The sequence below is a fragment of the Thiocystis minor genome, assembly GCF_016653465.1.
Classification (GTDB): Bacteria; Pseudomonadota; Gammaproteobacteria; order Chromatiales; family Chromatiaceae; genus Chromatium; species Chromatium minus.
The window spans coordinates 144,631-156,049 of the sequence record NZ_NHSQ01000084.1 but is presented as its reverse complement, the minus strand read 5'-3'; the positions used below and the strand labels follow the sequence as shown (position 1 = coordinate 156,049).

Here is an 11,419-nt window from a genome sequence, read left to right as displayed (position 1 = left end):
GCTTGTTACGTTCGATCCGGGGATCTTCCAGGGACGCAAAATGCTCAAGAAGGCTGGCTGACATGAGAAACTCCGATAGTCGTTTCTCGCGATCATCCGTCAACTACCCGAAAAACGGAATGTTTAAGCGCGCTCGCCCTGGCATCCCGATCCGAACCGCCCTCGGCCTGGTGCCAGATGGGCCGGCTGTTGAATCCGGGAAAGGCGGGGAGCGCAATCAAGGCGCTTGAGCGCACGCCGTCGCCATCGAGACGCGCGAGTACCTCGCGCCAGCCCGACCAATCGCCCTGCTCGGGGTCCGGCACCGCCGCCGCCTTAAACCAGGAGAGACAGTCGGCGATCCAGGGATGAGCGGGATCGTCCAACTCGGTCTCGGCCAGCAGATGCCATCCTGGCGGGATCGGCTGGACACGAATCGGACCAGGATCGCCATGACGGACCCAATAGGCCGCGCGGGGATCGGCCACGAGCAGATTGAAGGGCCGATAGGCGTCCGGATGCAGATCGGCGAGCGCGCCGGCCGCCTCGCTGGCCTCGGCATGGTCCAGCGCTTCCAACACCAGTTCGCCACGGCTGCGCTGGCCCGATCCGGCATGCAACGTCTCCGCCCGCTCCACCAGCGCGGCCACCACGCCATGATCGTTCAGGCCAAGCCAGCTTCCTTCGGTCCGCGGGTCGAAGGTTGCGATGACCTCGGGACGATCAGGCCAGTGGCGAGCAGGAGGCAGCAAAGTACTCGCGGCCAATTCGTCACGGCGAGCGGCCAACAGGACCGGCCAGGGATGACCTGGGCGGCGCAGAATCACGATTAGCATGGGTGAAAATTCCCTGGCACCTGACACCTGACACCTGACACCTGACACCTGACAACCATGCTGGGCAGGAATTAGGCATCGGGGACTGGAAAATGGACCGCGTCCTAACCCAGATCGCTAAAGCGGCGCTTGAGCTTCAGGATCTTGCTTGCCACTGTCTTGTGCAAAAAATTAAACGCCTTGCGCTGCGCCACCCGGTTATTCGTGTTGGCTTCCCCGATCAGTTCGATGCGGGCCTGAAAATAGGCCATGTCCGCCTCAAGCCGGGCGAGACGGATCCTCTGACGCTTGCGCTCGTCGAATTCGGTGGTGGAGTCGTTCTTGTCCACAATGCTCGCTTTTTGTGCACTGACACAACCGAGACCGGCGGCGTGTTCAGGATTGTGGAGAATATGATATAAATTCGCGTTCTAAAAAACAAAATTGCCAACCCAGCCAATCCCAAGCATGAGCGCAATCCTAGAATTGTTTCGGAGTTCCAGCGCCCTCTATGGCGGCAACGCGGATTTCATCGAGGATCTGTACGAGCGCTACCTCGCCGATCCCGAAAGCATCGACCTGGCCTGGCGGGTGCGTTTCGACGGCATTCGTCAACCGGCCGCGAACGAGGCCGCCGAAACCCCGCATGGTCCGGTCCGCGAGAACTTCATGCGCCTGGCCCGGGAAAGCCGCTCGCGCGCCCGCGCCCGCTCGACCGAGCATCTCGAACCCGCCGCCGCCGAGAAACAGTCCGCAGTGCTGGGACTGATCACCGGCTATCGCTACCGCGGCCATCAGGTCGCCAACCTGGATCCCATCAAGCTGCGCGAGACATCCCGGATCGCCGACCTGGATCCCGCCTATCACAACCTGGAGCCAAACGATCTCGACCTGGTCTTCCACACCGGTTCGCTCTACGCCCCCGACCGCATGCCGCTGCGCGACATCATCGCGATGGTCGATCAGACCTACTGCGGCACGGTCGGCTCCGAATATATGCACATCACCAGCACCCCGGAGCGGCGCTGGATCCAGAAGCGCCTCGAAGGCTATCGCGCCACGCCCGAACTGGACGACGCTGATCGCCGCTGGCTGCTGACCCTGCTGACCGCCGCCGAGGGCTTCGAGAAATATCTGCACCAGCGCTACGTGGGCCAGAAACGCTTCTCGCTGGAGGGCGGCGACGCGCTCATCCCCCTGCTGGACGAACTCATCCAGCGCGCCGGGCGCAAGGGTCAGCAGGAAATCGTCATCGGCATGGCGCATCGCGGACGCCTGAATGTGCTGACAAACATTTTCGGTAAGCCCCCCACCGACATCTTCGACGAGTTCGAGGGTCGGGTTCACATGGACTGGCGCAAGATGGCCGGCGATGTCAAATACCACATGGGCTTCGCCACCGACATCGAAACGCCTGGCGGCATCGTCCATCTGGTTCTGGGCTTCAACCCCTCGCACCTGGAGATCATCAACCCGGTCATCGAGGGTTCGGTGCGCGCCCGCCAGCGCCGCCGCGCCGATCGCACGGGGGATCTGGTCCTGCCGGTGCTGATCCACGGCGACGCGGCCTTCGCTGGGCAGGGCGTGGTGATGGAGACCCTGCAACTCTCGCAGACCCGCAGTTATTCAACCGGCGGCACGGTTCACATCGTCATCAACAACCAGATCGGTTTCACCACCAGCCACCCGCTGGACGCGCGTTCCAGCGCCTATTGCACCGATGTCGGCAAGCTGGTCCAGGCGCCCGTGTTCCATGTCAACGGCGACGATCCCGAGGCAGTGATTTTCGTCACCCGCATGGCCCTGGATTTCCGCAACCAGTTCCACAAGGACGTCATCATCGATCTGGTCTGTTATCGCCGTCTTGGCCACAACGAGGCCGACGAACCGGCCGTGACCCAGCCGATGATGTACGCCAAAATCCGGAATCATCCGACCCCGCGCGCCGTCTATGCCGACCGGCTCGTCGCCGGCGGGCTCATCGAAAAGGACGCGTTGGATACCATGATTGCCGACTACCGCGATTCGATCGAGCATGGCGTGGTGGTCGCACGCCCCGTGCTCTGCGGACTCGATCATCTCTATCGGGTCGACTGGGGCTTCTGCCGAGGCACCGACTGGGATCAGGATCTGGACACCGGCGTCCCGCTCGCCAAACTCCAGGCGCTCACCGAGTCCATGCTGCGTCTGCCCGAGGGCTTCGCGCTCCATCCGCGGGTCGAGAAGCTGTGGGACGAGCGGCGCAAGATGGGCCAGGGCGATCAACTTCTGAACTGGGGCTTCGCCGAGAATCTGGCCTACGCAACCCTGCTCGACGACGGCATCCCGGTGCGTCTGTCCGGGCAGGATGTCGGTCGTGGCACCTTCGTCCATCGACACGCCAAGATCCACGATCAACTGACCGGCGAGTCCTATACCCCGCTTCAGCATCTGAGCGAGCAACAGGGTGCCTTCATCGCCATCGACTCCATCCTCTCCGAGGAGGCGGTGCTCGGCTACGAATACGGTTTCGCCACTGCCGAGCCCGCCGCGCTCACTTTGTGGGAGGCCCAATTCGGCGACTTTGCCAACGGCGCGCAGGTGGTGATCGATCAGTTCATCACCTCCGCCGGCACCAAATGGGGGCTGTGTTGCGGGCTGGTTCTGCTGCTGCCGCATGGGCTGGAGGGTCAGGGCGCGGAACACTCGTCGGCGCGCCTCGAACGCTTTCTGCAGCTCAGCTCGGAACACAATATCCAGGTCTGCGTGCCCACCACTCCGGCACAGATGTTCCATCTGCTGCGTCGCCAGATGGTGCGCGACTATCGCAAACCGCTAATCGTGATGACGCCCAAGAGCCTGCTGCGGCATCGTCTGGCGGTCTCCGCGCTGGACGAACTCGCCGGCGGGCAGTATCAGACCGTCATCCCGGAGATCGATCCCATCGATCCCGCCGGCGTGGAACGGCTGATCTTCTGCTGCGGCAAGGTCTATTTCGACCTGCTCGAAGCGCGCCGTACCCGTGGCCTGACCAATGCGGCCATCATCCGGCTCGAACAGCTTTACCCCTTCCCCAGCGAGCGATTCGCCGCCGTGATCGATCGTTATGGCGCGACCGAAGAGATCGTCTGGTGTCAGGAAGAGCCACAGAACCAGGGCGCCTGGGACCAGATCAAGCATCGCTTCCATAATCTGATCCAGATGGGCAAACGCCCCTATTATGTCGGACGCGCCAGTTCCGCGGCTCCGGCCGTCGGCCATCGCGCCGCCCATGTCGAGCAGCATGAACGGCTGATCGACGAAGCCCTGACCGGCCAATTCAACCCGAAAATGAACAAAAGGATCCCCCCGCAATGAGCCGCGAAGTCCGCGTCCCCGCCCTCCCCGAATCCGTCGCCGACGCCACCGTCGCGGCCTGGCACAAGCAACCCGGCGACCAGGTCCGGGAGGGCGAAAATCTGGTCGATTTGGAAACCGACAAGGTCGTGCTGGAGGTGCCCTCGCCCGTGGATGGCGTGCTCGGCACGATCCAGGCCCGCGAGGGCGATCTCGTGCAAACCGACGCCGTGCTCGGGCTGATCGAATCCGGCGCGCGCAAGGCTCCCGGCACGCCGGGCACGCCACGTCCCAGCGTCGCGCCGTCCTCCAGCAGGGCGCCGCTCGAATCCATTGCCCCCATGAATTCGCCGCCCCAGCGACCGCGACCAGGGCAGGTGATCGCCCCCGCCGCCCGCCGTTTGGTCAAGGAGATGAACCTGGATCCCCAGCAGATTCCCGGCACCGGCAAGGATGGCCGGATCCAGAAGACCGACGTGGTTGCTTGGCTGGACGAGCGCGAACAGGCGGCACCCGAGCACGACCCGGACGCGCTCACCCTGACCGAATCGTCGGCCCCGAGCCTGACCGGCGAGGCCGGACGCCCCGAACAGCGGGTGCCCATGACCCGTCTGCGCGCGCGCATCGCCGAGCGGCTGGTCCAGGCGCAGCAAAACGCCGCCCTGCTGACCACCTTCAATGAGGTCAATCTGCGAGCGGTGCTGGAACTGCGCGAGAAGTACAAAGGACTGTTCGAGACCCGTTACGGCACGCGGCTGGGCTTCATGTCTTTCTTTGTCAAGGCGGCGGTGGATGCGCTACAGCGCTTCCCGAGCATCAACGCCTCGGTCGACGACGAGGACATCATCTATTACGGCTATTTCGACATCGGCATCGCCGTCAGTTCACCGCGCGGACTGGTCGTCCCCACCCTGCGCAACTGCGACCAGTTGAGCATGGCCGACATCGAAAAGGCCATCGCCGACTTTGGCCAGAAGGCGCAAGACGGCAGCCTGAGCTACGAAGAACTCACCGGCGGCACCTTTTCCATCACCAACGGCGGGGTGTTTGGCTCACTGCTCTCCACGCCCATCCTCAACCCGCCGCAAAGCGCGATTCTAGGGATGCACAAGATCCAGGAGCGCCCCATCGTGGAGAATGGCCAGATCGTCATCGCCCCCATGATGTATCTGGCCCTGACCTACGATCATCGGATCATCGACGGACGCGAGGCGGTGCAGTTTCTGGTCGCCATCAAGGAGACGCTGGAAGATCCGGCACGGTTGTTGTTGCGGGTGTAGGCGGCCGCAAGGATTGCCGCCGGAGGATGATGTTCAGGATGGGGCAAACACCCCATCTGAACATCAATAGACGTGAATCCGGGCGCACATACCACACAGCTTAATCGAGAAATTTTCTTAATTTTTTAACGAGCGTCGCAGCGTCCTTGGTTTCGCACTCCCAGATGATGAGGGAAGTCCACATCGCCTTTTCCAACGCAGCGATGTTCTCTGCATCCCTCTCTTGCGTCCTCCTGCGCTTGGACTCCCAAAAATCACTGTTCGTTTTGGGTTTAACCTGACCGTTCCGACAGTCATGCGTGTGCCAAAAACAACCATGGACAAAAATCACCTTGCGGCGTCCGCGGAACACCAAGTCTGGTTTGCCAGGAAGGCGCCGATCATGCAGCCGGTACCGGTAACCCATCCTGAACACCAATGATCGAACGATCCTTTCCGGTTTGGTATCCCGACCCCGGATACATGACATGCAGTGTCGACGCTGATCCGGCGTTAACACGTCTGATCCAGCGGAAGCGAATTCAGGGAGCAGTGGTATCGTCTGCATCCTTTTCCTCGTTTTCAGCAAGATCGATTTGGATTTCTCTTTCGAAATTCAATGCCTGAGGTTTAATCGATATCGCGTCAACGGTGACATATTCCGGAAGACCGGACAGGTTCATCAGAACTGCAGCGGCAAACGGACGCAGGTTACTGACAATCCTTAAACGCGCGGTCGCCTCACCAACCCCGTACAGTCGGTAAATATCGTAGGGAAGATCGCCCTCAGCCATCTCCAGAAGCTCCGCCATGGAGACATGAATCGGGTTTCTGAAGTCACCCGCCGTGGATTTTGCGTCGATGCGACGCGCCGGCGTTTTTTTCTCCAGAAGAGTGAAGTCATACGGGGAGACCGCGTTGAGTACCGACTCCCATATGTACTCGTGCCCAACGCCTGCCCGCTGTTGCGAATCGAGCCAAGCATCGAGAACTTCTTCGCCGAGTCGTCCGATCTGTTCCGCGCTCCGCTTTGCCCTGCCCAATTCCTCGCTGGTTACGCCTCGGGCACGGCGGCGCTGTTGCAGTTTGGCTGCCCCTTCCAGGCCACCTTGGGCCGCATCTTCAAGGGCGTCCAGGTCCACGAGATCGAGAACAGGATGTCCGTCTGACAAACCGACGCCATCAACCACGTTGGCAAGACTCTCCTGGTCGATCTCAGCCATACCCTTGTGCTGGGTAAAAAGCGCTCCGTACTTTGCATCGAGTGCCGAATGCAGCGCCTTGTCTCGTGGCATCGCGCCTGAGATCAGATACACGCGCGCCGTATGAGGCTCAACCTCGCCGGCGAAGTCGATAATCGCGAAATCCCCCTTCTGCAACGCATCGTAGCGCTGGGGCTCCTCGGGCGGATTAACGATAAGTTCGCCGTTCAGCCGCCAGTTCTTCTGCTGCTTCAGGATTTTTCGTGTGATGCCATGGGCGTCAGCTCCGCCAGGACCGTAAACGAGCAATGAGACGATCACTCTGCCATCGGTGAGATTGATCCGCTGTGGAAGACCAGGGAAAAGCCCGTCAATGAAAACATCGCGGTCGAGATTGATGGCTTTTTGTTTGGCTCCCGGCGTGTTTCGATACTGTGTTTCGAACAGCGTTAGATCAGACCCCGACAGCCGCTTGATCGTGATTTTCCTCTTCATTCGCGTCAATCCTTATCCCGGTTATTTGAACGATCATCGTCTCGCCAAGCGCTTTCGCAAGCAGCACGGGAACCGCATTGCCCACCTGCCTGAACGCCGGGTTCATTGGCCCCTCGAAAACAAATCCGTCAGGAAAGGACTGAAGCCTTGCCGCTTCACGAACAGAAATCGTCCGTGCCTGGGCGTGATCATAATGAATGTGGGAATAGCCGTCCTTGCCGAGGTGCGCCATCAACGTCCTCGCCGGCCTGTCCGCTTCCATCTTTCGCCACTTGTTCGGAAACTTGTCTGGATCATAGCCCGGCACATGGGCAACCCTCTCCTGCTCGTAACGTGTCGAACCAAGCCTCAGCCGGTGGCCTTCACTCCGCTCGATCTCGTCCAATCGCTCCTCGAACATTCTGAGCGCGAGCCGGTGAGCCTCGGGATACTGATCGCCCGGCCGCATGCGGGCAAAAATCTTGTAGTCGCGTGGTAGGAACCGGATGACGTGATCATACACACCTTCCTGCGACTCGAATCCATCCCATTCGCGCATCAGCCGCTGATAATCATTGTGCGGCGTGGTCGGATAGCGCGTCAGCCAATGAAACCGACGAGGCCCCTTGCTCTTCTTAAGTTCGGAGTCATCATCAATACAGGGCAGATCAGACAAAGCATCCTCAGCTGTGATAGCCGCATGGCAGCGATCCTGGCAAGGCTGTGGAGGATCGACAAAGTAGGGGTCCGATTGAATGAGATCCCTCCTAATGGTCTGCAGGGCGACCTGCCTCGAGCCATGGTAGCCTTGCGGCAAATCAATCCAATGGGTGGGATCTGGGTGCCAGCACCTCGCTCCAAGCTCCCTGCGGTAAGCAACCAGCAGCATGCGTTCGCGCATCTGGGGTACACCATAAAAGACAGCGTTTAACAGCGTGTAGCGCGGCTCGTAACCCAGGTCGTCCAATACCTCGCAAATCTCCTCGGCAATGTTATGACCACCATAGTTGACGATATCCGGAACGTTTTCCATCAGTAAGGCGACTGGCTTCAGCGCCCGGACGTAATCGAGATAACGGATGTAGAGATTACTGCGCGGATCGCGCAGAAATGCCTCGGGGTGTGCTGCAACCTCCCGCAGCTTGGCCCTGCCAACGCGGGCAAAGGCTTGACAAGGGGGGCCTCCAACGATGACATCAATCTGACTGACCAATGGATCCGTCAGGCCAAAATCGAACAGGAGTTGCTCAGGCTCAATCAGTGTAATATCTCGTGATTTGGCGTGCGCCTGAAATAGTTCCGGTAAAGTCTCGCGATGAAAGTTGCGGGCGTGCGACTTGGCGGCCGCCGCATCGATTTCGACCGCTCCCATGATCTTGAAGCCGGCTGCATGAAAGCCCAGTGACAAGCCGCCGCACCCGGCAAACAAGTCGAGCACACGAGGCTTCCCGCCATGCCTAAGCCTGTCAAGTTTGGCTTCGATGACAGCGTTCTCCGATTGGCCACCTTGAAAGGGAACTCGCGCGTGTATCAGCGGCATACCGGCTCGCTCCTGCTCCAAGGCAACGTCTTCTCGCTTTCACGCCGTCGATGGACAGATCGAACTTGACTATTTTCATATTGCGCACACTTTTTGCAAAAACAATTCATTGACGATCAACACCTTTTATTGTGTGCCCTCTTTTCCGCGCCGAATGGAGTCTCACGCAAATAGCACATGATCAGGGTCGGGTTATTCAACCCGTCCCGGACGTTTAAAGCCTCGCCGCACAATCAACTTTCAAACCATATCAGAAAAACCCAACATCACGCCCGATGGATCAGGTTGACGTAATAATTCGTTTGCTCTGGATTCGTCCAATAGCCGCCATGATCATACACATGCAAGGCGGGATTCATGATGGTCGCCGAGTTGGGGCTGAAATCGTGGATCTCGAATCGGAACCTCGCCTGACCATTCGAGACCTCATCGACCCGGCGCGCCAGCGAGGCGAGCGGTGACATGGATTCCGGGCCTTTGAAACCCAGGGCCGCGTCATGCTCGTTGACGCGGAACGCCCCGCCCAGAACCTCGTCGGAGCGCGAAGTGGAGATGTGCAGGCTGGACACCCCAAAAGCGGCTTCCGGAAAGTGATATTCCTCCAGGCGATCAGGGTTATGAAAGACATCATCCTCGACGGCGGCGGCCAGCAGCAGGGCATGGTCGACTCGCAAGGTCGACTTCTCCCGAAAGAAGCGCTCTCCCAACACCGCCAGGCAACGCAGCACCACATGCGCACCCAGCGAATGGGACACCAGCGAGATGGATTTCGGGGCGGCGACGGTCTGCGCCTCGCTCAACAAACGGTAGAGCGCCACCCCGGAGAGATGGGCATATTCCTGAGCCGTGTTAAAAAAAACCGGACCGGTATCGCCCGGCCAGGTAAAGAGCAGATAGACACAGGTGGCGGGATCGATGCCATCGTGCACAATCGACTCATGGATCTTTCCGAAAAATTCATTGGCCGAGCGTAGCGCATCGTCTGGCGTGTTGTTATAGCCGTGAGCGAAGACCACCAGGTGCTTGTCCTGGAATTGATCGAGGCCGCCCGTCGCAAAGCGGAATTGGCCATGGATGTCGAAACGCGGCCGATCGTTCTGCTGCGTCGTCTCGCCCCGGCATCCCGCCACCAGGAAAGGCTGTTGCAGATCCTTGACGAAGCGAGCGACCCGTTCCGCGTTTGGCATGGCGCGAGGGGTTTGACGTTTGACGTATTTGCCCATGACGATCTCCCCTGTGAAGTCGAGCGTTTGGAATGGGCGGTGGTGTCAGACCAGCCAATGCGTTTCCGTTCAACCGAAACCACGTCCATCATGACTCATGATCGACGACGTTTCGATGGATCGGCCAGGTTGGCATGAGCACATGACCGCGGGAGCAGACGCGAGGTAAAGAATAGAACATCCGCAAGGATCCGTGTTTTCTCAAGGCACCCGCCAGATCCTTCAGTCCGCCGCAGCGTCCCCTTCTGGCGCGGCTTTCAGCGGCCAGCCCGGCTCCGGCAGTCCGCCCTCGGTCATGATCGGCCGGATCGCATGCAGGATGTTGGCGAACAGGTGGCCGTGACCGGCCTCCTCGCGGGCCAGCAGCGCCTTCATGTGTTCGCGCCGGGTCGGCATGGAAAAGCAGGCGGGACAGGAGTCCGGGATGACCGGCAGGCTGGCCCGCACGGCATAGTCGGCGGTCTGGCGCTCGCGACAGTAGACCAACGGGCGGATGACGCGAACGTTGCCTTCCTGGTTGGTGTAATGGGCCTTCATGGTTCGCAGTTGACCGCCGTGGAATAGCGACATCAGCAGGCTCTCGGCCAGGTCGTCCAGGTGTTGCCCGAGCGCGAGGACGTTGTAGCCCTGCTCGCGGCAGATGCGGTACATGATGCCGCGCTTCATGCGCGAGCAATAGGCGCAGAAGGAATCTCCATCCATGTGCTCCCGGGCCTGTTCCATCAGCGGTTGCTGTTCGTAGTGCCAAGGGATGCCGAGGGTGTCGTAATAGTCCTTGAGCGAACGGGGATCGAAGCCCGGCACCTCCGGGTCGACGGTCAGCACGGCGAGTTCGAAGCGCACCGGCGCATAGGTGCGCAGATGGTGGAGGATCTGGAGCAGCGAGAGCGAATCCTTGCCGCCTGAAACGCCGAGCAGAATGCGGTCGCCCGCGCCGATCATGCGAAAATCAGCGATCGCGCGACCGACCTGACGGAGCAGCGATTTGGGCGGCTTGAGAGAATTGGGGCTGGGTATGCTCATGCTGGCAGGTGTATCTGACGCCCTGATTCGATAAGGATAGAGGATAACGATAGGTCTCGACCTGCCACTCCATCGGAGTCGCGGTCAGGACCATGCAGGAAGGCCCGCCGTGCGTGCGAGAACGCCCGGCCGCGCCAGGGTTGAGGATCCAGGGCCGAGCGTCGACCTCCAGCAGCAGCCGATGACTGTGTCCATAGACGATTGCCCGGGCATGCGGGAAACGTCCGCGCAGCAGTCTGTGACGATCGCGCGCATTGGTCTGATGACCGTGGATCACCACCAGATGCCCGCCAGGCAGCGGCTGATCAAGCCATTCCGGCAGATGCACGAGAAGTTGCCGATCTTCCTCCGGCCATTTGCGCGCGACATCGTTATTGCCGAACACCGCCAGCACTCGCCCCAGCCGGGGCTGAAGCTGGGCGAGGATGGCGGCATGTCCGATGTCGCCGCCATGCATGGCCAGATCGCATTGACTCACGAGTTCCTGGATGCGCGCATCAAGCGCGCCGTGAGTATCGGACAGGATGGCGACACGCAGTCGATCCATGCTGGCAAAACTTTCTGGAAGAGACGGACCTGGTTTCACCGG

Annotated in this window: 10 protein-coding genes; 2 read left to right on the top strand and 8 right to left on the bottom strand. The window is 60.4% G+C overall.

Annotation, left to right across the window (positions count from 1 at the left end):
• Positions 1–92 precede the first annotated feature (92 nt).
• Positions 93–815, bottom strand: coding sequence for an NRDE family protein (locus CCR95_RS12275; RefSeq protein ID WP_201094679.1), 723 nt, complete (start codon positions 813–815; stop codon positions 93–95).
• 104 nt (positions 816–919) lie between these two features.
• Complete coding sequence (locus CCR95_RS12270) at positions 920–1,144, bottom strand: hypothetical protein (RefSeq protein ID WP_201094677.1); 225 nt, start codon at positions 1,142–1,144, stop codon at positions 920–922.
• A gap of 118 nt (positions 1,145–1,262) precedes the next feature.
• On the opposite strand from CCR95_RS12270, the gene CCR95_RS12265 reads away from it, so the two are divergent.
• Both CCR95_RS12265 and odhB read left to right on the top strand, forming a co-directional pair.
• On the top strand, positions 1,263–4,130 hold the full coding sequence (locus tag CCR95_RS12265) for a 2-oxoglutarate dehydrogenase E1 component (protein ID WP_201094675.1): 2,868 nt from the start codon (positions 1,263–1,265) through the stop codon (positions 4,128–4,130).
• Positions 4,127–5,389, top strand: coding sequence for a 2-oxoglutarate dehydrogenase complex dihydrolipoyllysine-residue succinyltransferase (odhB, locus tag CCR95_RS12260; protein ID WP_201094674.1), 1,263 nt, complete (start codon positions 4,127–4,129; stop codon positions 5,387–5,389). The genes CCR95_RS12265 and odhB overlap by 4 nt, the downstream gene beginning before the upstream one ends.
• A 100-nt stretch (positions 5,390–5,489) precedes the next feature.
• Here odhB and CCR95_RS12255 read toward each other — a convergent pair whose 3' ends face one another.
• The 6 genes from CCR95_RS12255 to CCR95_RS12230 form a co-directional block, all read right to left on the bottom strand.
• Positions 5,490–5,936: a very short patch repair endonuclease gene (locus CCR95_RS12255; protein WP_201094673.1), complete on the bottom strand. Its 447-nt coding sequence runs from the start codon at positions 5,934–5,936 to the stop codon at positions 5,490–5,492.
• On the bottom strand, positions 5,911–7,065 hold the full coding sequence (locus CCR95_RS12250; RefSeq protein WP_201094668.1) for a protein NO VEIN domain-containing protein: 1,155 nt from the start codon (positions 7,063–7,065) through the stop codon (positions 5,911–5,913). The genes CCR95_RS12255 and CCR95_RS12250 overlap by 26 nt, the downstream gene beginning before the upstream one ends.
• Positions 7,025–8,584: a DNA cytosine methyltransferase gene (locus CCR95_RS12245; protein WP_201094666.1), complete on the bottom strand. Its 1,560-nt coding sequence runs from the start codon at positions 8,582–8,584 to the stop codon at positions 7,025–7,027. The genes CCR95_RS12250 and CCR95_RS12245 overlap by 41 nt, the downstream gene beginning before the upstream one ends.
• 266 nt (positions 8,585–8,850) lie before the next feature.
• Positions 8,851–9,807, bottom strand: a complete 957-nt coding sequence (locus CCR95_RS12240; RefSeq protein WP_201094664.1) for an alpha/beta hydrolase — start codon at positions 9,805–9,807, stop codon at positions 8,851–8,853.
• A gap of 222 nt (positions 9,808–10,029) precedes the next feature.
• Positions 10,030–10,830 carry a PP-loop family protein gene (locus tag CCR95_RS12235; protein WP_201094662.1) on the bottom strand — a complete coding sequence of 267 codons (801 nt, stop codon included), beginning with the start codon at positions 10,828–10,830 and terminating at the stop codon, positions 10,030–10,032.
• A complete protein-coding gene (locus CCR95_RS12230) occupies positions 10,757–11,377 on the bottom strand; it encodes a metallophosphoesterase family protein (protein WP_201094660.1) in 621 nt (206 codons plus the stop codon). The genes CCR95_RS12235 and CCR95_RS12230 overlap by 74 nt, the downstream gene beginning before the upstream one ends.
• Between the last annotated feature and the right edge of the window lie 42 nt (positions 11,378–11,419).

What these genes read in the sequence shown, in the direction of transcription:
- CCR95_RS12275 (WP_201094679.1), bottom strand. Translation starts at nt 815, where the DNA reads ATGCTAATCGTGATTCTGCGCCGCCCAGGTCATCCCTGGCCGGTCCTG.
- CCR95_RS12265 (WP_201094675.1), top strand. Translation starts at nt 1,263, where the DNA reads ATGAGCGCAATCCTAGAATTGTTTCGGAGTTCCAGCGCCCTCTATGGC.
- odhB (WP_201094674.1), top strand. Translation starts at nt 4,127, where the DNA reads ATGAGCCGCGAAGTCCGCGTCCCCGCCCTCCCCGAATCCGTCGCCGAC.
- CCR95_RS12255 (WP_201094673.1), bottom strand. Translation starts at nt 5,936, where the DNA reads ATGCAGACGATACCACTGCTCCCTGAATTCGCTTCCGCTGGATCAGAC.
- CCR95_RS12250 (WP_201094668.1), bottom strand. Translation starts at nt 7,065, where the DNA reads ATGAAGAGGAAAATCACGATCAAGCGGCTGTCGGGGTCTGATCTAACG.
- CCR95_RS12245 (WP_201094666.1), bottom strand. Translation starts at nt 8,584, where the DNA reads ATGCCGCTGATACACGCGCGAGTTCCCTTTCAAGGTGGCCAATCGGAG.
- CCR95_RS12240 (WP_201094664.1), bottom strand. Translation starts at nt 9,807, where the DNA reads ATGGGCAAATACGTCAAACGTCAAACCCCTCGCGCCATGCCAAACGCG.
- CCR95_RS12235 (WP_201094662.1), bottom strand. Translation starts at nt 10,830, where the DNA reads ATGAGCATACCCAGCCCCAATTCTCTCAAGCCGCCCAAATCGCTGCTC.
- CCR95_RS12230 (WP_201094660.1), bottom strand. Translation starts at nt 11,377, where the DNA reads ATGGATCGACTGCGTGTCGCCATCCTGTCCGATACTCACGGCGCGCTT.